This is a genomic window from Pseudoduganella sp. GW821-FHT11H04 (assembly GCF_058807935.1).
Genome location: NZ_JBXARE010000002.1, coordinates 194,514 through 216,315 on the forward strand (window position 1 = coordinate 194,514; position 21,802 = coordinate 216,315).

General features: G+C 62.1%; 19 protein-coding genes. 12 read left to right on the forward strand and 7 right to left on the reverse strand.

The genetic code is table 11. The features are described 5' to 3' along the window. Positions 1 to 5: 5 nt before the first annotated feature. The 7 genes from AC1RTP_RS04650 (at position 6) to AC1RTP_RS04680 (ending at position 5,590) form a co-directional block, all read left to right on the forward strand. Positions 6 to 1,442, forward strand: coding sequence for a glycoside hydrolase family 88/105 protein (locus AC1RTP_RS04650; RefSeq protein ID WP_498605151.1), 1,437 nt, complete (start codon positions 6 to 8; stop codon positions 1,440 to 1,442). A 90-nt stretch (positions 1,443 to 1,532) separates the two neighbouring features. Next, positions 1,533 to 3,245 (forward strand): M1 family metallopeptidase, encoded by a 1,713-nt coding sequence (locus AC1RTP_RS04655; protein WP_498605153.1) that lies wholly within the window; start codon positions 1,533 to 1,535, stop codon positions 3,243 to 3,245. A gap of 109 nt (positions 3,246 to 3,354) precedes the next feature. Next, positions 3,355 to 3,849: a hypothetical protein gene (locus AC1RTP_RS04660; RefSeq protein WP_498605155.1), complete on the forward strand. Its 495-nt coding sequence runs from the start codon at positions 3,355 to 3,357 to the stop codon at positions 3,847 to 3,849. Between the two features lie 86 nt (positions 3,850 to 3,935). Then, complete coding sequence (locus AC1RTP_RS04665; protein ID WP_498605156.1) at positions 3,936 to 4,298, forward strand: DUF2750 domain-containing protein; 363 nt, start codon at positions 3,936 to 3,938, stop codon at positions 4,296 to 4,298. Continuing rightward, complete coding sequence (locus tag AC1RTP_RS04670; RefSeq protein WP_498605158.1) at positions 4,255 to 4,770, forward strand: hypothetical protein; 516 nt, start codon at positions 4,255 to 4,257, stop codon at positions 4,768 to 4,770. Before AC1RTP_RS04665 ends, AC1RTP_RS04670 begins: the two co-directional genes overlap by 44 nt. 61 nt (positions 4,771 to 4,831) lie before the next feature. Next, positions 4,832 to 5,155 carry a hypothetical protein gene (locus AC1RTP_RS04675; RefSeq protein ID WP_498605160.1) on the forward strand — a complete coding sequence of 108 codons (324 nt, stop codon included), beginning with the start codon at positions 4,832 to 4,834 and terminating at the stop codon, positions 5,153 to 5,155. A 45-nt stretch (positions 5,156 to 5,200) separates the two neighbouring features. Then, positions 5,201 to 5,590, forward strand: coding sequence for a hypothetical protein (locus AC1RTP_RS04680; RefSeq protein WP_498605161.1), 390 nt, complete (start codon positions 5,201 to 5,203; stop codon positions 5,588 to 5,590). Positions 5,591 to 5,728: 138 nt separating this feature from the next. Here the strand turns inward: AC1RTP_RS04680 and AC1RTP_RS04685 are convergent, their stop codons facing one another. From AC1RTP_RS04685 to AC1RTP_RS04710, 6 genes are read right to left on the reverse strand one after another with little or no spacing between them, the layout of a single operon-like run. Further along, positions 5,729 to 7,456: an MFS transporter gene (locus AC1RTP_RS04685; protein WP_498605163.1), complete on the reverse strand. Its 1,728-nt coding sequence runs from the start codon at positions 7,454 to 7,456 to the stop codon at positions 5,729 to 5,731. Then, positions 7,437 to 8,567 carry an N-acetylglucosamine-6-phosphate deacetylase gene (locus tag AC1RTP_RS04690; RefSeq protein ID WP_498605164.1) on the reverse strand — a complete coding sequence of 377 codons (1,131 nt, stop codon included), beginning with the start codon at positions 8,565 to 8,567 and terminating at the stop codon, positions 7,437 to 7,439. The genes AC1RTP_RS04685 and AC1RTP_RS04690 overlap by 20 nt, the downstream gene beginning before the upstream one ends. After that, a complete protein-coding gene (agaR, locus tag AC1RTP_RS04695) occupies positions 8,567 to 9,340 on the reverse strand; it encodes a transcriptional repressor AgaR (RefSeq protein ID WP_498605166.1) in 774 nt (257 codons plus the stop codon). The genes AC1RTP_RS04690 and agaR overlap by 1 nt, the downstream gene beginning before the upstream one ends. Beyond that, complete coding sequence (locus AC1RTP_RS04700) at positions 9,334 to 10,629, reverse strand: D-tagatose-bisphosphate aldolase, class II, non-catalytic subunit (protein WP_498605830.1); 1,296 nt, start codon at positions 10,627 to 10,629, stop codon at positions 9,334 to 9,336. Before AC1RTP_RS04700 ends, agaR begins: the two co-directional genes overlap by 7 nt. After that, on the reverse strand, positions 10,629 to 11,576 hold the full coding sequence (locus AC1RTP_RS04705) for an ROK family protein (RefSeq protein ID WP_498605167.1): 948 nt from the start codon (positions 11,574 to 11,576) through the stop codon (positions 10,629 to 10,631). Before AC1RTP_RS04705 ends, AC1RTP_RS04700 begins: the two co-directional genes overlap by 1 nt. Beyond that, a complete protein-coding gene (locus AC1RTP_RS04710) occupies positions 11,563 to 12,702 on the reverse strand; it encodes an SIS domain-containing protein (RefSeq protein ID WP_498605168.1) in 1,140 nt (379 codons plus the stop codon). The genes AC1RTP_RS04705 and AC1RTP_RS04710 overlap by 14 nt, the downstream gene beginning before the upstream one ends. Before the next feature lie 177 nt (positions 12,703 to 12,879). Here AC1RTP_RS04710 and AC1RTP_RS04715 point away from each other — a divergent pair, with 177 nt between their 5' ends. Continuing rightward, positions 12,880 to 13,344 carry a hypothetical protein gene (locus AC1RTP_RS04715; RefSeq protein ID WP_498605169.1) on the forward strand — a complete coding sequence of 155 codons (465 nt, stop codon included), beginning with the start codon at positions 12,880 to 12,882 and terminating at the stop codon, positions 13,342 to 13,344. A gap of 52 nt (positions 13,345 to 13,396) precedes the next feature. Further along, complete coding sequence (locus AC1RTP_RS04720; protein ID WP_498605171.1) at positions 13,397 to 14,737, forward strand: MFS transporter; 1,341 nt, start codon at positions 13,397 to 13,399, stop codon at positions 14,735 to 14,737. On the opposite strand, the gene AC1RTP_RS04725 is transcribed toward AC1RTP_RS04720, so the two are convergent. Continuing rightward, on the reverse strand, positions 14,725 to 15,882 hold the full coding sequence (locus AC1RTP_RS04725; RefSeq protein WP_498605172.1) for a glycoside hydrolase family 88 protein: 1,158 nt from the start codon (positions 15,880 to 15,882) through the stop codon (positions 14,725 to 14,727). The genes AC1RTP_RS04720 and AC1RTP_RS04725 overlap by 13 nt on opposite strands. A gap of 130 nt (positions 15,883 to 16,012) precedes the next feature. Between AC1RTP_RS04725 and AC1RTP_RS04730 the strand changes: the two genes are divergently transcribed. The 3 genes from AC1RTP_RS04730 to AC1RTP_RS04740 are packed head-to-tail and all read left to right on the forward strand — an operon-like array spanning position 16,013 to position 21,786. Continuing rightward, positions 16,013 to 18,208, forward strand: a complete 2,196-nt coding sequence (locus AC1RTP_RS04730) for a glycoside hydrolase family 88 protein (RefSeq protein WP_498605174.1) — start codon at positions 16,013 to 16,015, stop codon at positions 18,206 to 18,208. Positions 18,209 to 18,223: 15 nt separating this feature from the next. Then, the gene (locus AC1RTP_RS04735) at positions 18,224 to 20,635 is read left to right on the forward strand and encodes a polysaccharide lyase 8 family protein (RefSeq protein WP_498605176.1); all 2,412 of its coding nucleotides are present in this window, start codon (positions 18,224 to 18,226) and stop codon (positions 20,633 to 20,635) included. Continuing rightward, the gene (locus tag AC1RTP_RS04740; protein WP_498605178.1) at positions 20,632 to 21,786 is read left to right on the forward strand and encodes a glycoside hydrolase family 88/105 protein; all 1,155 of its coding nucleotides are present in this window, start codon (positions 20,632 to 20,634) and stop codon (positions 21,784 to 21,786) included. Before AC1RTP_RS04735 ends, AC1RTP_RS04740 begins: the two co-directional genes overlap by 4 nt. Positions 21,787 to 21,802: the final 16 nt, after the last annotated feature.

The window sequence follows — 21,802 nt, forward strand, 5'->3', positions numbered from 1 at the left end:
TAAAAATGTCCGTTCAGAGAAAAAAACATCTTCCGCTGGCGCTGCTGTGCACCAGCCTGTTTTTCACTGGCAGCGCCTTCGTGGCGACCCTTCCTGCCCATGCCGCGACCCCGGCCGCATCGAGCACGCAAGCACTGCAGCCGCACGTGGTCCTCGAAACCATGGAGAAGGTGGCGGACTGGCAGCTGGCCAATCCGACTGGCTATCCGTTGGACGACTGGACTGAAGGCGTAGGCGACGCGGGCTTCATGGCCTTGTCCGGTATTTCGCCTGACCCGAAATACCGCGAAGCGATGCGTGCGGCCGGCGAGAAGCTGCAATGGCGCCTGGGCCCTAGCAAGTTCCACGCAGACGACCACGTGGTTGGCCAGATGTATTCCGAGCTTTATTTGCAATTGCGCGATCCACGGATGATCGCGAAAATGCGCGCGCAGTTCGACGAAATGCTGGCCGAGCCTCGCCCAGGTTCGCTGAACTGGCTGGTGCCGGATGTGCTGCACCGCTGGGCGTGGTGCGATTCGCTGTTCATGGGCCCCGGCGCGTGGGCACGCCTGACCGCCGTTACCGGCGACCAGCGCTACCTTGATTACGCCTTGAAGAACTGGTGGATCACTTCGGACTACCTGTACGACAAGGAAGAACACCTGTACTTCCGCGACAGCCGCTACTTCACCAAGAAGGAAGACAACGGCAAGAAGGTCTTCTGGGGCCGTGGCAACGGCTGGGTGCTGGCCGGCCTGGCGCGCATGCTGCAGTACATCCCGGACAATCGCCCGGAGCGCGAACGCTTTGTGCAGCAGTATCGTGAGATGTCCGAACGCATCGTCAGCTTGCAGCAAGCCGATGGCCTGTGGCGTGCCAGCCTACTGGACCCGAACAGCTACCAAAGCGCCGAGACCAGCGGCACCGGCCTGTACACCTATGCGCTGGCCTGGGGCGTGAACCAGGGCATCCTGCCTCGCGACAAATTCGCACCGGCAGTGAAGCGCGCCTGGCAGTCATTGAACGCCAGCGTGCAGGCGAACGGCAAGCTGATTAACGTGCAGCCTATCGGCGCCGATCCAAAACAGTTTGACCCGCAATCGAGCGATGTGTTTGCGATTGGCTCTTTCCTGATGGCTGGCGCGGAGATCTACCGCATGGGTCTTGAAGAGGCGGGCTTACTGCGCGTAGTGACGGTGCAGAACGAGGGTAGTGCGCCGCGTCTGGACTATCCGGTGGACGTGGCGGATGTCGGTGACGTGGCGGTGATGGATGCCTTGACCACACGCCTGCTGCAGACCGTAGTTGTCGGCAAGAGCCTGCAGTTCCGCACCGACGCGGCGCCGGGCGAAACGCGCCGCTATTTGCTGGTTCCTCGTAGCCGCCTGGCGGCAGCAACGGGCAAGGGCGCCATTACGCCAGCCGGCGGCGGCACGCTGAAAGTGAGCGTTTCGCGCTAAACGAAGGCGAATGTATCAAATTGTCCAGACCCGGCCTTGAGCCGGGTATTCGATGCTATATTGCACGACTACTTTGTTTCTGGACAATTTATGACTCGCTGGAATCTTCCGTTTGCTGCCGCAGGTGCGGCCTTGCTGGCCGGCTGCGCCACGCCGCCGATCACCGATTTCACCGCCAATTCGGGTTCGCCGCGCGCCGCGGAGCAATTGGCGTCGACACTCGAAACGGTTGACCTCTCGCTGCGTGTCGATCCTTCCTCACAAAGCATTACCGGCGACGCGTTGCTCACCTTCGCCGTGACAGCGCCGCTGACCCGCATCGCCGTGGAGTTGGACCGCAACCTGCCAGTAGATTCGGTCACGGTCGACGGCGTAGCACTCGCGCCAACGGCTATCAGCAACCCGGAAGGCCGCTTGTTCCTGACATTGCCAACGCCGCTGGCGGCCGGCGCTCGCACCGCAGTTCGCATCCGCTACCACGGCACCCCGCACGTCGCCAAACGCGCCCCGTGGGACGGCGCTTTCATGTGGAGCAAAACGGAAGACGGGCAGCCATGGGTTTCGACAACCGTGGAAGGCGAGGGCTGCGACCTGTTCTGGCCATGCGTCGATCACCCGCAAGGCAAGCCGAAACAGATGGATACCCACATCACCGTGCCGGCCCCGCTGGTCGCTGCGGGCAATGGCGTGTCCATGGGCATGGACGAAAAAGACGGCTGGCGCACCTGGCACTGGCGCGCAAAGAACCCAAGCACTTACGGCATCGCTCTGAATATCGGACCGTATGAAATGCTGTCCGGCGAATACGACAGCCAGTACGGCAACAAGATTCCGCTGCGCTTCTGGTACCTGAAAGGTCACGACAAGAAAGCCAACGGCCTGTTCACCGAATTCAAACCGATGCTCAAGTTCTTCGAGAGCCGCGTCGGCCCATATCCATTCAGCGACGAGAAAATGGGCGTGGTCGAAACCCCGCACCTGGGCATGGAACACCAGACCATCAACGCCTACGGCAATGGCTACAAGAAGGCGCCAAGCGGTTACGACTGGCTGCTGCACCATGAGCTGTCGCACGAATGGTTCGGCAATCAGATGACTAATGCAGACTGGGACGATATGTGGCTGCATGAAGGTTTCGGCAGCTATATGCAGCCGCTGTACCTGGAATACCTGCGCGGCGACCAGGCTTATTACGCTGAGTTGTTCAAGCAGCGCCAGGGGATCAAGAACAAGGTACCTGTGGTGAGCGGCAAGTCCAAGCGCATCGAAGATGTGTATGAAGACGAACGTGGCGGCCCTGGCAACGATATCTACGCCAAGGGTTCCCTGATCCTGCACACCTTGCGTGGCTTGATCGGCGACGACGCCTTCTTCCGCGCCACACGCCGCCTGGTGTATGGCACCGAGACGCCGAAGCCAGGCAACTTCCAGCCGCGCTACAGCAGCACCAAAGAATTCGGCGGCATCGTCAAAGAGGTGAGTGGCCGTGACCTGGGCTGGTTCTTCGACGCCTACCTGTACCACGCCGCGCTGCCGGAACTGGTGGAAGAGCGCAGCGGCGACAAGCTGAAACTGCAGTGGAAGCTGAAAGATGGCGGCGCTTTCCCGATGCCGATCGAGGTGCGCGTGGGCGACCGCATCGAGCGCCTGGCGATGGTTGATGGCAAAGGCGAGGTCACGGTGCCGGACGGTGTGCTGTACACCATCGATCCCCATTCCCGGGTGCTGCGTCAGGAGCTGCACATCGACGAATGGCAGGCCGCAGAAGAAGCGCGCAAAAAGAAACAGGCCAAGGGTCCATAAGGCCGAACTAGCCTTCACTCCATTGCGGCCCACATGCTAAAATTTATCAAAAAGCTAATCTGGCTTTTATATCAATTTAGCTCTGGACACCGCAAAGGAAGTGGTACACATGAAATGCACGAATAAGTTCGCTGTTCTGGTTTTTGCTTTCAGCGTAAGCGCGCTCGCAACTGGCAAAGAAATCTCGGTTTCGTCGAAGGCCGGTTTTCAAGATGCAGGGGTGATTCCTGAAAAAATCAGGTCCGAGTGCACTGAATTGGGAATGAATTTTTCCCAATCCACGAAGAAGTACCTGGACGATTCAGGTTGGCAGACGTCCATGGCTGAAAATGTAGAAACTGTGGAAACCGGCGCATCGATCAAACTCGAGATCAATAACGCCATGAGCGCGGGCAATGCATTTATTGGCCACCACAAATCGGTCGCCATTTCCGCATACCTGTACCGAGACGGCAAACTGGTTGACACTTTCCGCCACACTCGTAATTCCGCAGGCGGATTCGGGGCTGGTTTCAAAGGATCTTGCGACGTGTTGTATCGCACCGTGAATACCCTCGGCAACGATGTCGCGAAATGGGTCAACACCAAAGAATCTCGCAATTGATCAGCCGTTCAAGTGAACCGGCGGACGCTTAGCGGCGCCGCTGGCTGTGACGTTATAAGTTTCTATGCTAACCATCGGGAGGCTTTATGTCGTTGCATTTAACCGCCGACCTTCAAGCAAACAAAGACCGCTTCGTTCGACGCGTTCTCGAAACTGGAATCGTTTGGGGATTGCGTTCTGCCGATGGATGGGCCAACTGTCCGTCCAACCACAACGATGATGCGGACGTCTTGTTGTTTTGGTCCGATGAGCCATACGCGAAGCGACTTGCAGTTGAGGAATGGTCAGCGTACGTACCGACTCAGATCACCTTAGACTCTTTTATTGACGATTGGCTCCGTGGTATGCATCAGGACATGGTGCTCGCAGGAGTTAACTTCAATTCGGATCTGGCAGGCTTGGAACTTGAACCATTGGGACTGGCAACTGACCTTATTCAAGAATCCTAACATCGCGGCTATGAAAGCAGGAATTGCCCTCCGCCTCCTGGCACTGGCGCTCGCAGTTGAGCTTTTGGCCGGTTGGCAGGGATTTGTAAAGTTCGGGTACTTTAAAAAGGACCGAGCAATCGCAATCGCTCGCGTGCAAGACTTTCGCAATCTTCAAGAGGCGCAAAACTTCGAAGGCCTATATGAATTGGGCTCTCCCTTTATGAAGAACTCCGTCTCGCGAGAGACGTTCGTCGCCGCTGCAAAAGCTTCCTTCGCTCAGTTCGGGAAATTCAAGAGCACTCAGTTGGTCGGCGCATCTTGCTTCCCTAACGAAGTACGTTTGATATATCACACCAGTTACGAGAAGGGCCAGGCGACCGAATTTTTCACTTGGGCTCTTCCTCAAGAATCGGCGCAGTTAGCCATGTTCAAAATTTCTCCGGGATACCTCGAGGTAAAGCGGGAGTCTCAAGTTGGATGTCCAATCTAACTTGGGCGATCGGGGACTTCTATTTCAAAGCCCAAACTTCAATGAATGATTTTTAGCCGATATGTCAAACAATTCCAAACCAACACTTTCGCAACTGCCCGCGAAAAAGAGGCTCTTGATTACCACACCATTGAGCTTGATCGGCGCCGTTATGTGGTCAGCGAACGTCCCTGGCGGAATGACTTTATGCATCTTGTTGGGTGCATACTCGCTGGTCGCAGGCATTGAACTTCTGGGCGGAACTACGCTTGCCGTTGCAGCCAAAAGCTGGGGTGCTCTTCCTGGTTGGAAGAGGGCGCTGCTTTCTGCGCTTGTAATTGGCGCAGCGATTGTCGCTATGGTGCTGACCATCGCCATTTACGCTAGTTTCATGGAATCTGCGTAACACCGTCGACACGTGCCGAACTTAAAATAGGACTTAGGAGAAGAATTGGGACTCCTCAAGAAGATCTTCGGAAGAATTAATCGCAGTCCTGAGCTGTCGGATGCCCAGCTGAACGAGGGGGCAACTGCGCGGCCGGCGCTTAGGTTTGAAAATAATCGTGGCGCTCCAAATTACGTCACGTTCGATGCCGTCAATTTTGCTGAAAGTGGAAAAGCGACACTGACGCTGGATTTCCAGGGCACGGTTACGACACCGGAAGGCGAGTCGAGATTGTTGTCCGCAATCGACGCGCTTGAGCAGAATGGCGAGTTCCTTTGCGAGATAATTTTGTCGAGCGCAGACTTCGAGGAATATAAGCGGTTACTGGGCCCGTTACAAAGGACGCACTTTTCAGCTTTGTCGCGAGTGCAGTTGTTGGTGGCCGCAGATGCTTAATTTTCGATTGATTTTCGCAATTGGTCTTTTGTCCGCGACATCGCCGACTCTTCTGTCCTGAGAGGCGCTGAGGTCTCAGTTTTTCTGGCGAATTGGACCGGGACCCGAATAGAGGGCACCGGTCCTGTGCTTCCGTAGTTACTTAGCTGCGCCCGCGAAGTGGCGGCCGATTTCTTCCAGAGTTTTGCCTCGCGTTTCCGGCAGCAGGAAGGTGGCTGCGAGGAAGTACACGACGGTGCAGCCGGCCCAGGCGAAGAACATCGGGGCGTAGCCGTGCTGGCCGACTGTCGGCAGGAAGATCGCGGCGATCACGGTCGATACGAACTGGTTGAGCAGCAGGGCGATGCTCATGCCGTTGGAGCGAATCTGCGTCGGCATCAGTTCGGACAACGCGAGCCAGACGCATACGCCAGGGCCTACCGCGAAGCTGGCGACAAAGCCCAGCAGGCACGCCAGCACCATCCAGCCATGCGAGGCCTGCGGCGGTTGGCCGATTCGGGCGCGTTCAATTACCAGCGGTGCGCCGAGGGCTTTCCGCATATCGGGGAATGGATTCAGGTGCACGGCGCGGAAGGCGGCGCCGATCACGCTGTCGCCGTCGATCGTTTGCGGCGGGGCGACGCGCAGGTCCTGGCCGGGGCGCACTGTGCGCACCTGGGTCAGCGGACCGTAGCTGTAGGCCACTTCCAGCACGTAGTCGTCGCGGCCAGCCATCTGGCGCACGTCGGCGCCTTCCAGCGCCAGGGCGTTGCTGACCACGCGGTGGTTGAGCAGCGGGGCGGCGTCTTCCTGCGCGCGTTCAGCGGACAGGAACAGCAGGCCGGCGGCCGTCAGGCTGACAATAATGCCGCCGGTGCCCAGCATCAGCAGGAACTTGCGGCCTTTGCGGTCGACCAGCACCACGGCCAGAATCGTCATCAGTGCGTTCACCAGCTTGAGGGCGAAGTCGCCGACGTTGGCGGTGGAGCCATTCAGGCCGCCCGCGTCGAAGATGTTGACCGCGTAGGCCAACACGGAATTCATGCCGGTGGCCTGGTTGCAGGCCAGGATCAGGCAGGCCAGCAGGAAGGGCAGCACGTAGCGACGCTGCAGCAGGCTGCCCGTTTCGGCAGATGCAGCATCGCCATGGTCGGCGCTGATTTCTTCCAGCTCGATTCGCGCTGCGACGGGATTGCGGGTGCGCGCCAGGGCTTGCAGCGCCTGTTCCCGCTCGCCGCGTTTGAGCAGCCAGCGTGGCGATTCAGTCAGCAGCAGCACGCCTGCGGTGAACAGCAGTCCGGGAGGAAGGCTAAGCCAGAAGATGCGGCGCCATGCGCCGTCCTGCACCGCTTGCAGAGTGGACGGTGCGCTGCTCGCCACAACCTCCACCTCGCGCGCGACCAGCAGGCCGATGGCTGCGGCCAGCACCAGACCGATCGTCAGCAGCAGCTGGAAGATGCCGGTGCCGCGTCCGCGCACGGCAGCGGGCAGCGATTCTGCGAGGTAAAGCGGCACCACCACGCCAATCAGGCCGCCGCTGACACCTTGCAGCAGGCGCCCGAGCAGTAGCGGCACGTAGCCGTCGGCCAATGCGATGATAGGGATGCTCAGGCTGAAAAGCAGGCCGGAGACGAACATCAGGCGCTTACGGCCGATGAAGTCGGCCAGCGAGCCGGCGGCGAGCGAGGACAGCACAGAGCCTAGCAGCACGGCGGCCACTACGTAACTGAGCTGCTGCGTCGACAGTTTCCAGATCTGTGCGGCGCTGGCTTCGAGATAGGGAAGGGCGCCGGCGATGATGCCGACATCAATCCCGTACAGCAGGCCGCCCATGCCGGCGACAAATAGCAGGTAGCGGGTCTGGGCTTCAGGCGTGGACAACTTCATGGCTTGCTCCTTCGGTTTGAGTCAGCTGGCGTCCGGCCAGCACCACGCTGCGGATGTGCAGCGACGGATCCAATACGACGACATCGGCGCGCAGGCCGCGCGAGAGCGTGCCGCGGTCGCGCAGGCCTAGGTATTCGGCAGGGAAGCGCGATACCCGGTCGGAGGCGGCGGCCGGCGTCAAACCCAGGCTGACCAGGTTGCGCAAGGCCTGGTCCATGGTCAGCGCACTGCCGGCCAGCGAGTCGCCAAGCACAAGGCGCACGCAGGACTGGCATTTCATCACGCGCTGGCTGCCCAGCATGTATTCGCCGTCCGGCATGCCGGTGGCGGGCGTTGCGTCGGTCACTGCGTACAGGCGCGGAATGGCGCGCATGGCGGCGCGTATGGCGCCTGGCGCAACGTGTTGCAGGTCGGGGATGATTTCGGCGAACTCGCCATGCGCGAGGGCGGCGGCCAGCATGCCGGGCGTGTACTGGTTCAGGCCCGACATGCCGTTGTACAGGTGGGTGAACCCGGCCAGGCCGGCCTTGATGGCGGCCACGCCGTCGTCGTAGCTGCCGGCGCTGTGCCCCGCTTGGGCACGGATGCCCATGGCTACAAGTTGCGGGATCAGTTCCAAGTGGCCTGGCAATTCCGGCGCCAGCGTCAGTACCTTGATCGGGGCGACGTCGTGCCAGCGTTGCACCTGCTCGATATTGCCGGTGCGGGCCAGCGGTGGCTGGGCGCCGAGTTTGCTGCTGTTCAGGAAAGGGCCTTCCAGATGCACGCCCAGGATGTCTGCGGCGTCTGGCGCGGCGGCGGCCATTGAGAAGCGTACGCCTTGCAGGGCCTTTTCGATTTGCTCCGGCGGCGCAGTCATGGTGGTGGCCAGCAGGCTGGTGGTACCGTGTCGAGCGTGCAGGCGGGCCATGCGCAGCGCGGCGTCGCCGCCTTCCATGACGTCGACACCGCCGGCGCCGTGCACGTGCAGGTCGATGAAGCCGGGCAGGACCAGTACGTCTTCCGGCGCCGAGGGATCGGCTTCGATGGCGGCGATGCGCTCATCGTGGCGCAGGCGGCCGCGCACCCAGCCAGAAGGGGTCAGGATCTGACCGCGGATTTCGTTGCTCATCAATGCTCCTCCGCGATGATCACTTCAATGCCGCTGGCTTCGAGGGCGGTGCGGATGGCTGGCGGCATGCTGGAATCGCTGACCACAATGTGCACGCGGTCCATGGCGCAGATGCGATGCAGGCAAAGCTGGCCGAATTTAGAGCCGTCTGCGAGCACGATCACCTGGCGCGCGTGTTCGACCATGCAAGCGTTCAAGCGCGCGTCGTCGACATCGTGGGTGGAGAGTCCGAAGGCCGGGTCGCAGCCGTCGGCGCCGAGGAACAGTTTGTCGAAGAAGAATGAGCCGAGGGCGGCTTCGGACTGCGGGCCTTGCAGCGACTGCGAGGCTTGGCGCAGTGCGCCGCCGGAGACGATCAGGCTTAGCCCCGGCACTTGTCCCAGTTCATTGGCAATGGGCAGGCTATTGGTGAACACGGTTAACGGGGAGCGGGCCGAGAGGCGCTGGGACAGCATCAGCGTCGTACTGCCGGCGTCGAGAATCAGCTTGTCGCCAGGCGCCACAAGTTCAGCTGCCCGGTTGGCGATGCGCAGCTTGCGTTCGCGGTTGCGAATACGCTTTTCCGACAGCGGCGCCTCCGGCACCGCCTGGGAAGCCAGGCGCGCGCCGCCATGCTGGCGCGCCAGCAAGCCGTCCGCGGTCATGATGCGCAGGTCGGTGCGAATGGTTACCGTGGATACACCGAACAGCTGCGCAAGGCGTGAAACGCGCACCCGGTGCTGGTCTTGTACGGTTTGCAATATTTGTTCGCGACGTGCGCTGGTACTCAACATAGGGCCTCCGCTTTGTTGTCATGGCAGGCACGCATGTAGCGCGCCAGGACAAGGCTTACTTTGTGACGCGCCAGTTCGGCAGCGCGTGGCGCCAGCTGGCCAAGCTGCACCGGCTCCACTTGCTCCGGCAGGTACTGGCTAAGCAGCGGCAATGGGATGCCGGTTTCGTCCAGGTTGGCGTACAGCGTTTCGAGCGCCTGCTGCACGGCCGGTTCGCCCCAGTAATAGCGGCTGCGGTCGGACAGGGCATAACGGCGCAGTACGCGCAGCTCGGCCGGGGTGCCGCTGTAATGCTTCTTCCAGTGATGAGGTGCGATCTGCATGCACTGGTCCAGTACTTCGACCAGACGGGAGCGACGCTCGACCGGCAGTAGTTCGTCTTCAATGGCGGCCAGCGCAAAGCTGGCTTCGCGCAGCGCATAAGTGGCGGCCGGGCCAACCTTGAGGATGGCGAAGTGGTCGCGTACCAGGGAATGCAGGGCGTCTTCTGTCTGGTAGTCGGTGGAATGCGCCTCGAACACCAGGCCGGTGTGCTTCGTAATGAAGGAGGACAGTTCGACCGCTGCCAGCGGCGCGTATTGCTGCACGCTGCTATGGTCGAAGTCGACGCCAGGCTGTACCACGAGGGCGATCACGCGCTCCCAGGCGCTGTTCAGGCCAAGCGCCATGAAGGCTTTGCGGTGTGCTTCCAGCGTGGCCTCGGCAGCTTGCGGTCTGGTGACCTGAACGCCGCCGCCTAGCGATGCTTCGCCGCCAGGAATCGGCACTTCGGTGCCAACGATATAGACTGGCGGCGGCAGGCTGGCATGCAGCGCGGCCCGTTCGGCCACCAGGGCAAGGTCGGCGGAGCGCGCGGCAACCACTTCATCGGGCAGTGGCTTTGGATCGCCGGCGCAGGACATGCTGCAATCGAGGTGAATCTTGTGGAAGCCGGCGCTGACGTAGTCGGCGATCAGCACGCGCGCCTTCTCGCGTGCTTCATCCGGGGGCAGGTTCTGCCATGTGTTCGGGCCCAGGTGGTCGCCGCCCAGGATAAGGCGCTCAAGCGGGAAGCCGATCTTGTTTGCCAGGTCGCGCACGTAGGCGACGAATTCGGCCGGCTTCATGCCGGTGTAGCCCCCGAACTGATCGACCTGATTGGAGGTTGCCTCCACCAGCAGCGGGGCATTGTGCGCCAGCGCGGTTTCCATCGCGGCCAGCAGCACTTGCGGGTTGCTGCAGCAGACGCTCGGGATGCCGATAGCGCGGCCTTCGTGGTGTTCGCGGATCAGGGTTTGTAGTGGAGACATCATGCTTCCTTGTTTTGGGATTGGGCCGCCTGCGCGGCTAGCAGGGCTGCGCCGCGCGCACCGCCGGCGTCGCCAAAGGCGGGCGGCAGGATGGGCGGGACGGACATGCCTGGGATCAGGTGGGCGGCAGTGGCCGCGGGCAGGCCGCGGTACAGGTGCGGCAGTTGCGACAGGCCGCCGCCGAGCACCACTACATGCGGGTCGTAAGCCAGCACGATTTGCGCAAGGGCGGAGCCAAGCAGGTCGAGATGCATGTCGAACACGCGCGCGGCTATCGGGGCGCCTTCCTGGTAGGCTTGCGCCAGCAGGTCGGCGTTGATACCGGCCGTGCCGCTGACAAGAGAGTGAAGCTTTCGTAGCCCAGTGCCGGATACATAGCGTTCCAGGCAGGCCTGGCGTCCGCAGGCACACGGCAGCACCGGCAGGCCGTAGAGTTCCAGCAGCGAAGGCGAAATCGGCAAGTGGCCCCACTCGCCGGCCACGCCATTGCGCCCGCGCACCAAGTGGCCATTGACCACATAGCCGGCGCCAGCGCCGGTGCCGATGATCAGGCCGAACATGCTGGGCGCTCCGTTAGCGGCGCCGCCGTGCGCTTCGGACAATGCGAAGCACTGGCAGTCGTTGCCAAGGACAACGGTGCGGTCCAGGCGCTGGCGCAACACGGGCAGCAGCAGGCGACCGGTCAGGCAAGGCACGTTGGCGCTCAGGTGCTTGCCGCTGGTCGAGTCGATGATGCCCGGCACGCCAAGGCCGACCGGCGCGCGCACGCCCAAAGTGGCATCTGCTTGCAGCACCAGGCTTGCCAACGCGTCGATGAAGCTGTCGTAATCGTCGGTCGGCGTAGACACGCGCTGGCGATGGTGCACCTGCAGGTTTGCATCACAGGCCACCAGCTCCATCTTGGTGCCGCCGATGTCGATGCCGTAGTACATCTTAGGCGCGCGCATATGGGTGGATGATCACGCCCTGCACGACGCGGTTCACCGTGCCGTCCGGGAAAGGATTATCGGGAGTCAGGCCCAGTCGCACCGAGTGGTGCAGGGCCAGGACCTGGGCAAACACCACGTAGGCGGCGGCCAGCCAGGCGTCAGGCAGTTCGGCGGGGGCGCCCAGTTCGCGGCCATCGATGGACAGCAGGGAGCCGGCGATCTTGTCGCGCTGCAGTTCGTTCAGCAAGTCCTGGTCGTAGCGGCGCACATGCTCGTCCTGGCTGCGGAACACCACCACCATGGTTTGCGAATCGACTACCGATTTCGGGCCGTGGCGGAAGCCGAGGGGGGAGTTGGACAGCGCCAGGATCCGGCCGCCACTCAGCTCCAGCAGTTTCAGCGCCGCTTCACGCGCCAGCGCTTCCAGCGGGCCGCCGCCCAGGTAGACGACGCGGTTGATCTTGGACTGGCCGTGGTAATGCCAGACGTCGGCCTGGTCGGCGATCCAGCCCTCGGCCAGTGCCGCCAGTTGCTCGATGCGCGCGGCCGAGGCGGAGAGCGGCTCTGGGCTGAGCAGTGCGAGGCAGGTGAGCAGCATGCTGGTGAAGCTGCTGGTCATGGCGAAGCCCTGGTCGCAGCTGGCGGCTGGCAGCACCACGTTGATGGTGTCTTCACGGCCTTTGCCGGAGCGTGCCAGCAAGCCTTCGGCGTTGCAGGTGATGTTCAGGAACACGGTGCCCGGCGCGAGCTTGCGCACCAGGTCGACGATGGCCTGGCTTTCCGGGCTGTTGCCGGAGCGTGCGAACGATACCACAAGCAGCGGAGTTTTTTCCGGCACATACAGTGCCGGGTGGCTCAGCAGGGTAGTGGTTGCAACGGCGCGCACCTGGGCTGCGCAAGTGGCATTCAGGGTGTCGGCCGCCAGCTCTCCGGCAAAGGCCGAGGTGCCGGCGCCGGTCAGGATCACGCTGGCCTGCGGAATGGCGAGGATGGCTGCGATGCGCTGGCTGTCTTCATAGGATACGCCTTCCCAGCATTGCGGCAGTTCGCGCCAGACGGCTGGCTGTTGGGCGATTTCACGGGCGGTGTGGCCGCCGCCGAGGGTATCCCAGTGTTGCTGGGGACGATGGTGCAGTTGGGTCATGGCTTTCCTTTCGTTCGATTTTTGAATGGTAACGTTACCCCATCGTTTTTTCCAGCCCGCTTTCGCTTTTTTCTTTCGTTGTGGTTTCTGAAAGACAAACTGCCCTGGGAAGGCATTTCTTCCTTGCTAATTTGCAGTTCGGGTGATAACGTTATCTCATAAAAGCGGGAGACGATCATGACAGCAGTCGGCAATTCAGCGTTCGCCGAAGCGGCAGCCCTGGTGCGCCGCGACGGTTCGATCAGGCAGAGCGGCCAGCCTGGCAACCGCAGCGGGCATCCTCGTACGTCCGAGGAATGGCAGGTGCAGGAGGCAGATACTTGCTCGTCGCGCGACCAGGCCAGGGCGATTTACGATTTTGCCTGCAACCACCGCAGGATGCCGGACCTGGGCTTGCTCGAGACAGCGCGTGAAATGGCGGACTACCTGCTGTCGCGCATGCCGACGGATGGCTTACTTCACTGCGATTTGGCGCTGGACTGGCGCAGCGGCCAGGAACGCGACCGCTCGGCCACTTCCATTGCAGTCCGCGGCTTATTGGAACTGGCCGGTCAACTTGGCGACAGCGGGGCACGCTATCGCGATGCGGCACTGGACATGCGGAAGAGCCTGGCGAGCACCTGCGCCGATGCGCTAACATAAGCGCGTCCATCATTGTCGTGAGCGAGGAGGGGATTTGGGTCAGCAAAGCGTAATGCGCCGGAATCGCACCGAAGCCCGGGGCACGTCGGCATTTGCTGCCGTTGCCATCTCCGTTGGCTTACCTGCCTTATTTTTCTTCCTCCTACTGGGAGATTTGGCCTGGTCGCTCAAGGAACGCGCCTTGCCTGACCTGTTCAAGTTCCAGTTGCGCGAATTCAGCCAGGACACGGTATTGTTGAACGTGCTGTTCGGCGCCTTGCCGTCGGCAATTGCCATGTTCATTGGGCCGGTGGTCGGCGCCTGGAGCGATCGCACCCGCACCAGTTTCGGGCGCCGTATTCCCTTCTTATTGGTCTGTGCCCCGCTGGTATCGGCCAGCATGGTGGGCCTGGCGTTCAGCGTGCCCCTGGGCGAAGCGCTGTGGCATTGGAGCGGCGGCGCATCCGGCCTGCGCGAGCGCTATATCGTCGCCTGCATGTGTGTTTTCTGGACGCTGTGCGAGATTTTCACTGTGCTCGCCAACGCTTTGTTTGTCGCTTTGATCAACGATACGGTGCCGCAGCGCATACTCGGGCGCTTCTTCGGCATGTTCCGCATCATCAGCCTTGGCGTTGGCGTGGCATTTTTCTATTTTGTGTTCGGCAATGAGCTGCCTGCCATGGCGCGGCCGGTGATGCTGGCCATCGCGGCGGCTTACCTGCTTGGCTTCTTGGTGCTGTGTAAAGGCGTGAACGAGCCGCACTACCCGCCGCCCACGCCTGCACAGAAGGCCAGCTTGCAGGTACTGCGAGGCGACGACGGCACGTCGCCATGGTTTTACGTGCTGCTGTTCGTCACGCTGGCCGTGGCTACGATCTGTGTGCTGCCGGTGAACATCAACAGCTACAACGCCATCGGTCAGTTCGGCGTGGACCGCACCGATTACGGGCGCGCGGTGGCGGCAGCCTACAGCATCTCCATCGTCCTTGCGATGCCGATTGGCTGGCTGGCGGATCGGTTCCACCCTCTTCGTGTGGGTTTCGTAACGCTTGGCCTGTATGCGCTATGCATGCTGGGCGCCTGGGAATTCGTGGAGGGACGTCTTTCCTTCCTGGTCTGGTTCGTGGTGCACGCCGTGCTGGCGGGGACGTTCCTGACCGGGACTGCGGCGCTGCTTCCGGTAATGCTGCCGCGTGCGCGCTTTTCATCGCTGGCGGCGCTGTCGGCCTCGATCACAGGTTTGCTGACGGTGTTCTTCACGCTCGGAATGGGAGCGCTGCTGGATGCCAATGGGCGTGATTTCCACGTGATGTTCCTGGTCGCCGGCATGCTTGCAGCGACAGGCTCGATATGCTGGTTTGTGCTGCTGCAACTGCACCGGAGGCGTCCGGTGCAGTTCGATCAACGGTCGTAGGTGATCCAGCCGTGGTGCAGGCGGGCCAGCGCTTCGAGGTAGTAGTAGTCGCCCCACAGCGTGCATTCTTCCACGCCCAGGTTCGCCAGTCGGTGATATGTACCATGCGTTAGCAGGCCGCCGGCCGTTGGCAGCTCGCCGGCGCAATGGGTGGTCAGGGCTTCGAGCACGCGCTTGCCTGCGTCGGCATAGTGCTTTTGCTGCGCGCCGGGCGGCAGCTGGCTAGCCAATTCGAGCAGGCCGCAGGCAGCGATGGCGTTGGCTGAGCTGTCGCGCGGCTCGCCGCTATCATGCGCCAGGCCGAGGTCCCACAGCGCCACCTGGTCGGGTGGCAGGTGGTCGAGGAAATAGTCCGCAACCCGCATTGCGGGTTCGAGCAGGTTCAGTTCCGGCAGGTGGCGATGGTTCAGCGCAAAGCCATACAAGGCCCAGGCCTGCCCACGGGACCAGCAAGAGGAGTCGGCCAGGCCCTGGTGCGTCACTTCACGCAGCGGCGCGCCGGTGTCGGCGTCGAAGAAAAAGGTGTGGCAGGTCGAACCATCCGGGCGCACCAGGTGCGGGATGGTCTTCACCATGTGGCTGCGGGCGGCTTCCCGGTATTTGGAGTCACCGGTGACGGCGCTGGCCCAATGCAGCAGCGGCAGGTTCATGACGCAATCGACAATGACGCGGCCGCGCTCTTTCGGATCATCGAGCTTGCCCCAGGCCTGGATCACGCCGGCTCCCGGCAGGAAGCGCGCCAGCAAATGGTCGGCAGCGGCCAGCGCGGTTTCGCGCGCGCCGGGCAAGGCTGCATTGCGGTCGGCAGCAACATTGCTAAGTAAATAAAGGAAGCCGAGATCGTGATGGTCCAGGTCGGCCTTTTCTTTCATGCGGCGGCCGAAATCTGCGGCCTGCGCAGTGGCGGCGTTACGGAAATGCTGCCAGCCGGTTAATTCGTATCCAAGCCACAGCATGCCGGTCCAGAAGCCGGTGGTCCAGCCGACATTGGCGCCGGGCGCATGCTCGCCATGCCTGCGCAACTGATAGTGGAGGTGTTGGCTTGTGTCGTCCGGATACTGGTTGCCGAGGGTATGTAACAAGCCGTCGAGCTGGTCGAGGGCAAGAAGCAGGGCTGGCGGACAGGGTTGGGGTCTCGCATTCATGGGGTAACGATACCACGCAATACTACCATTCTCAAGTAAAAGCAGGATTTTTGAAAAATCTGTGGTATCGTTAACCTATGGGCCGCTATCTTGTCGGCTTATTGCCAATAAAATAAGGATGGAGCACGCAATGTCTAAACACGCTTTTACCCGTCATTCGCTGGCCTGCCTGGTTGCCGGTGTGTGTATTGTGCCGGCTGCGCAAGCGGCGGGCGTTCAGGCGCAGGCGCTGGCGCCAGCAACCGTGCTGGCAACTCTGGAAAAGGTGGCGGACTGGCAGCTTGCCAATCCAACCAACTATCCGCTGGATGACTGGACCGAAGCGGTCGGTGACGCCGGCTTCATGGCATTGGCCGGCATTTCCGGCAGTGACAAATATCGCGAAGCGATGCGCGCCGCCGGCGAGAAGAACCAATGGAAGCTAGGCCCAAGCATGTTCCACGCCGACGACTACGCCGTGGGCCAGATGTATGCCGAGCTCTATATGCACACCCGCCAGCCCTACATGATCGCGCCCTTGCGCGCCCAGTTCGATTACATGCTGGCCAATCCGCGCCCGGGTTCCCTGGACTGGAAGACCCCCGGCGTGCAGCATCGCTGGTCCTGGTGCGATGCGCTGTTCATGGGCCCATCGGCCTGGGCGCGACTGACTGCCGCAACCGGCGACCAGCGCTACCTGGAATATGCGATCAGTGAATGGTGGAAGACCTCCGACTACCTGTACGACAAGGAAGAGCACCTGTACTTCCGCGACAGCCGTTTCTTCGACAAGCGCGAAGCCAATGGCAAGAAGGTGTTCTGGGGCCGCGGCAACGGCTGGGTGATGGGCGGCCTGGTACGCATGCTGCAGTACATCCCCGAAAACCACCCGCAGCGCGGCCGCTTCATCCAGCAATTCCAGGAAATGTCGGAGCGCCTGCTTGGCCTGCAGCAGCCCGATGGCCTGTGGCGTTCCAGCCTGCTCGACCCGGTCAGCTACAACAAGCCCGAGACCAGCGGCACCGCGCTCTACACCTATGCACTGGCCTGGGGCTTGAACCAGGGCCTTCTGCCGCGCGACAAATTCGAGCCGGCAGTCAAGCGTGCCTGGCAAACCCTGACTACCCACGTCCAGGAAAACGGCAAGCTGGAACACGTTCAGCCGATCGGCGAAGACCCGCGCTTCTTCGATCCGCATTCGAGCGACGTGTTCGCGGTGGGCGGTTTCCTGATGGCCGGCAGCGAGATGTACCGCATGGCCTTGCAGGAAGGCGGTGCCATGCGCGTGGTCACAGTCAACAACGCCACCAACCTGTTCCGCGCCGAGGAGTCGGTGGAAGTGGCCGATGTGGGCGACGGTGTGGCCGTGATGGATGCGCTGACTTCGCGCATCCTGCCAAGCCAGTCGCTGGGCAAAGGCGTGTTGTTCCAGGCCGATCTGGCGCCGAATGAAACGCGCCGTTACTTCCTGGTGCCGCGCAAGCGCCTGCCGGCGGTGCCGCCGGTCGTGTCGCGCGCCCACGCCCGATTCGTGCCGGAGCGCTTGGACGATTTCGCGTGGGAGAACGACCGTGTGGCACACCGCATGTACGGTCCGGCCATCATCAAGGACCCGAAAGAGCTGCTGATTTCGAGCGGCGTAGATGTGTGGTCCAAGTCCGCGCACAAGCTGGTGCAGGATGGCTGGTACAAGGCTGGCCACTACCACATGGATTCGGGCGAAGGCCTGGACTTCTACCACGTTGGCAAGACCCGCGGTTGCGGCGGCCTTGGTATTTACGACGGCAAGGAGCTGCGCACCTCCAGCAACTACGCCACCTGGAAGATCCTGGCCGACGGCCCGATCCGCACCGTGTTTGAGCTGAAGTTCGACGCCTGGGATGCAGGCGGCCGCCAGGTCGCCGAAACCCGCCGCATCAGCCTTGATGCTGGCAGTAATTTCAGCCGCGTTGAGAGTACCTTCAGCAGCCCGTCCGCAGCACCGCTGACCGTTGGTGTCGGCATCGTCCAGCGCCAGGGCCAGGGCCGCTACCAGCAGGGGCAGGGCACCATGAGCTATTGGGAGCCTGCGATGGGCGATAACGGCGGCAACGGCAGCAATGCTTGCGCCGTAATCGTGCCAGGCGCCACCGACTACCTGAACGTGCCAATGGCGGCGCCGAAAGCACAGGAAGCCGGCCACTACCTGGCCCTGGCGCCAGCCAAGCCGAAGCAAACCTTCGTGTACTACCTGGGCGCCGGCTGGAGCAAGAGCGGCGACTTCGCCGATCCAGCGGCATGGGAAACGAAAGTCGCCAGCACTGCGGCGCGCGTGGCGTCGCCGGTTAAAGTCAGCGTGTCGCGTTAAGACAGGGTGGCCAGCATGCGCAAGAACCACTTGATCGTGCTGGCCCTGCTGGCCAGCGTTTTCCCAACTTTGGCGCAGGCCGGCGACCAGTACGACGCCATGCTGGCGCGCTGGCAAGCCAAACTGACCGGTCCCGCGACCTTGGATCGCAGCGCGCCCGATGTGCAGGCTCAGCTGCGCGCACAGGCAGACGTTGCGCAAAAGGCCCTTGCGGGAATGCGCCGCGAGGCCGGCGCCAAGGCGCTGTGGGACGACCTGGCCGACTTCAATAACCCGAACGGCACCCTCGCCTCCGCAGCGGTTGTGGGCAATGCTGCGCGCCTGATGGCGATGGCGCAAGCTTACGGCACTCCAGGCGGCCCCATGTTTCATGACGCTGCGCTGGGCCAGGGCATTGCGTTCGGCCTCGATTGGCTGGTGCGAGAGCATTACCACCACGGCTTGAAACAGTACGGCAACTGGTGGTCGTGGCAGATCGGTACGCCCCAGCATGTGCTGAACGTACTTAGCCTGGCCGCCGACGCAATCCCGGCCGAACTGCGCCAGCGCACTTTGGCGGCCGTCGACTGGTTCGTGCCCGACGCACGCTACAAGACTCGTCCTGACGGCACGCTTGACCGCAACAACCAGGAAGTCGCCGCCAACCTGCTGGACAAGGCGCAAGTGACGATCCTGAGCGCCATGCTGGCTAAGGACGGCGCACGCATTGCATCCGGCCGCGATGCGATTGGCCCGTCGTTGACCTATGTGACCATTGGCGACGGCTTTTACCGCGACGGATCCTTCATCCAGCATAACTACACGCCTTATGCGGGCAATTACGGCGCGGTTGCGCTGCAAGTGTATGGGCGCCTGCTTTACCTGCTGAACGGCTCTGAATGGCCCATCACTGATCCCAACGTCAAAAACGTCTTCCGTTGGGCGCGCATCAGCTTTGCCGACTTGCTGGTGGATGGCGCCATGCCCGACGCCATGCGCGGCCGCAAAATCTCCAAGCCTGACCAGACTGACCATCGCGTTGGCCGTGGCGTAGTGGCTGCACTGGCCGCCATCGCCGACATGGCGCCGCCGTCCGACAAAGCTGTATTGCAGGCTGCCGTCAAGGGCGCCATGCAGCGCGACCGCACATTTGGCAGTGCTTACCTCGCCGCCCCGGGTGGCGCAGGTACGTCCGGCATTGCCTTGTTCGAGCTTGGGCTGTTGAAGTCCATCGCCGCCGATCCTGCTATCGCGGCCGCTCCCGAGCCACGGGGAGCCAGCCTGTATCCATCGATGGACCGGGCCATCCTGCGCGGCAACGGCTTTGCCGGCGTGTTGAGCCTGACTTCGCCGCGCACCTCGTCGTTCGAGACCGGTAACGGCGATAACACCCAGGGCTGGTGGACCGGCATGGGCATGCTGGCCCTGTACGACGCCCACCAGGACCAATTCGACAAGGACTACTGGGCCACGGTAGACATCCGCCGCCTGCCCGGCACCACTACCGACGGCAGCGGGAGCGGCGCTGCTGTCGCGTGGAAGCAGCACGCCAATCCCGAGGCCTGGGTCGGCGGCACAAGACTGGGCGGCTATGCCGCCATCGGCATGGCCTTCAGCATGCGCGACGTGACAGGTTCCAGCCTGAGCGGCCGCAAGTCCTGGTTCCAACTGGGCGACCGCATCCTGGCATTGGGGTCGGGTATTGGCGGCGGTGAACGCCAGGCAGAAACCATCGTGGAAAACCGTCGCCTGGCCGATCCGGCCGGCGCACGGTTTGTGGTTGACGGCAAGGTGCTGGCGAACGGCAAAGCGGAGCATGCACGCTGGGCGCACCTGCAGGACGATAAAGCCGGCAGCCATATAGGCTACGTCTTTCCGCTTGGTGCGCCGTTGCTGGCCGAGCGCAGCGAAAGGCGCGGCAGCTATCGCATGATCGACGACAATGGCTCGCCCCAGCTTGTCAGCAACAGCTTCCAGATGCTCTCCATCCCGCAATCAGGGCCCGACTTTGCCTACCTGCTGTTACCGAATGCGAGCGAGGAGCACACTCGCGCCGCAGCCAAGAGCCCGGGGGTGCGCATTGAATCGAATAACGATGAATCGGCTGCCGTCTCGGTTGCCGGACAAGGCATCTACGCTGTGAATTTGTGGCGCGCAGGCAGCGCGCCGCGCGATGGCAAAGCTTTTGTCTGGTCCTCCGGCGCGGCAGCTATGGTGATGGCGATCGATGGCAAACGCCTGCAATTGTCTGTCGCCGATCCGACCCAGCTTGCGGCAACGCTGGAAGTGGCGATCAGGCAGCCGGCCGGGGATGTGGTGAAGCTGGGGCAGGGTGTGACGGTCCTGGAAAAGGCGCCGGTGCTGCGCTTGCGCATCGAAACCGCTGCAGCGGCGGGAGCCAGCTTCAACGCTGATTTCCTGCTTGCGCCCGAACAGGAGAAGAAATGAAACTGCGTTTTCCCGTAATCGCATTGCTGTTCGCCCTGAGTGCGTGCGGCGGAGGTGGTGGCAGCGAAGGCGGGACTCCACCAGTCCCGCAGCTGGATGCAAAAGCCAGTACACTGGCCATCGTCAGCAAGGTGAACGATTATTGGCAGAGGGGACACCCTCCGCAAGCCACAGCCTTCTGGCATGAAGCGGTATACCACACCGGCAATATGGAAGCCTTGCGGGTTACCGGCAACCAGGCATACCAGCAGTATTCGCTGGACTGGGCCACGGCCAACAACTGGCAGGGCGCCACCTCCACCGACAAGACGCGCTGGAAATACACCTCCGGGACGTCGCAGGACTACGTGCTGTTCGGCGACTGGCAAATCTGCTTCCAGACATACGCTGACTTGTACATGCTGCAAAAGGATCCGCAGCGCATCGCCCGCGCGCGTGAGGTGTTGGAATACGAGATGAGTACATCGCGCAGCGATTACTGGTGGTGGGTCGATGGGCTGTACATGGTGATGCCGGTCATGTCCCGGCTCTACAACATTACCGGCGACAGGCGCTACCTGGACAAGCTGCATGAATACTTCGAGTACACCAACAGCATCCTGTGGGATGCCGAAGACAAGCTGTATTACCGCGACCTGAAGTATGTGTACCCGGCTTACAAAAGCGTGAACGGTAAGAAGGAATTCTGGGCGCGCGGGAACGGTTGGGCTTTTGCGGCGCTGGCGCGCACGCTGAACGACCTGCCGCAGGATGCTCCATGGCGCGAAAGCTATATCGAAAAATTCCGTGACATGGCAGCTGCGCTGAAAAAGGTGCAGCAGGACGAGGGATACTGGAGCCGCAGCCTGCTCGATGCGCCGGAAGCGCCTGGCCGCGAGAGCAGCGGCACCGCGCTCATGACATATGGCTTCCTGTGGGGCGTCAATCACGGTGTCCTCGATCGCGCCGCCTACGCTCCTGTCGCACAAAAGGGCTGGCAATTCCTTTCGCAGATTGCGTTACAGGCCGACGGCAAAGTGGGCTATGTGCAGCCGGTCGGTGAAGTAGCCGTGCCAGGGCAGGTGGTGGATCAGAATTCCACCGCCAATTTCGGCGCCGGTGCCTACCTGCTGGCCGCTGCCGAAATGGTGCGCTTCCTCGACTCGCGCTAGGCGCTGCCCCCGGTCC

What these genes read in the sequence shown, in the direction of transcription:
- AC1RTP_RS04650 (WP_498605151.1), top strand. Translation starts at nt 6, where the DNA reads ATGTCCGTTCAGAGAAAAAAACATCTTCCGCTGGCGCTGCTGTGCACC.
- AC1RTP_RS04655 (WP_498605153.1), top strand. Translation starts at nt 1,533, where the DNA reads ATGACTCGCTGGAATCTTCCGTTTGCTGCCGCAGGTGCGGCCTTGCTG.
- AC1RTP_RS04660 (WP_498605155.1), top strand. Translation starts at nt 3,355, where the DNA reads ATGAAATGCACGAATAAGTTCGCTGTTCTGGTTTTTGCTTTCAGCGTA.
- AC1RTP_RS04665 (WP_498605156.1), top strand. Translation starts at nt 3,936, where the DNA reads ATGTCGTTGCATTTAACCGCCGACCTTCAAGCAAACAAAGACCGCTTC.
- AC1RTP_RS04675 (WP_498605160.1), top strand. Translation starts at nt 4,832, where the DNA reads ATGTCAAACAATTCCAAACCAACACTTTCGCAACTGCCCGCGAAAAAG.
- AC1RTP_RS04685 (WP_498605163.1), bottom strand. Translation starts at nt 7,456, where the DNA reads ATGAAGTTGTCCACGCCTGAAGCCCAGACCCGCTACCTGCTATTTGTC.
- AC1RTP_RS04690 (WP_498605164.1), bottom strand. Translation starts at nt 8,567, where the DNA reads ATGAGCAACGAAATCCGCGGTCAGATCCTGACCCCTTCTGGCTGGGTG.
- agaR (WP_498605166.1), bottom strand. Translation starts at nt 9,340, where the DNA reads ATGTTGAGTACCAGCGCACGTCGCGAACAAATATTGCAAACCGTACAA.
- AC1RTP_RS04700 (WP_498605830.1), bottom strand. Translation starts at nt 10,629, where the DNA reads ATGTCTCCACTACAAACCCTGATCCGCGAACACCACGAAGGCCGCGCT.
- AC1RTP_RS04705 (WP_498605167.1), bottom strand. Translation starts at nt 11,576, where the DNA reads ATGCGCGCGCCTAAGATGTACTACGGCATCGACATCGGCGGCACCAAG.
- AC1RTP_RS04710 (WP_498605168.1), bottom strand. Translation starts at nt 12,702, where the DNA reads ATGACCCAACTGCACCATCGTCCCCAGCAACACTGGGATACCCTCGGC.
- AC1RTP_RS04715 (WP_498605169.1), top strand. Translation starts at nt 12,880, where the DNA reads ATGACAGCAGTCGGCAATTCAGCGTTCGCCGAAGCGGCAGCCCTGGTG.
- AC1RTP_RS04720 (WP_498605171.1), top strand. Translation starts at nt 13,397, where the DNA reads ATGCGCCGGAATCGCACCGAAGCCCGGGGCACGTCGGCATTTGCTGCC.
- AC1RTP_RS04725 (WP_498605172.1), bottom strand. Translation starts at nt 15,882, where the DNA reads ATGAATGCGAGACCCCAACCCTGTCCGCCAGCCCTGCTTCTTGCCCTC.
- AC1RTP_RS04730 (WP_498605174.1), top strand. Translation starts at nt 16,013, where the DNA reads ATGTCTAAACACGCTTTTACCCGTCATTCGCTGGCCTGCCTGGTTGCC.
- AC1RTP_RS04735 (WP_498605176.1), top strand. Translation starts at nt 18,224, where the DNA reads ATGCGCAAGAACCACTTGATCGTGCTGGCCCTGCTGGCCAGCGTTTTC.
- AC1RTP_RS04740 (WP_498605178.1), top strand. Translation starts at nt 20,632, where the DNA reads ATGAAACTGCGTTTTCCCGTAATCGCATTGCTGTTCGCCCTGAGTGCG.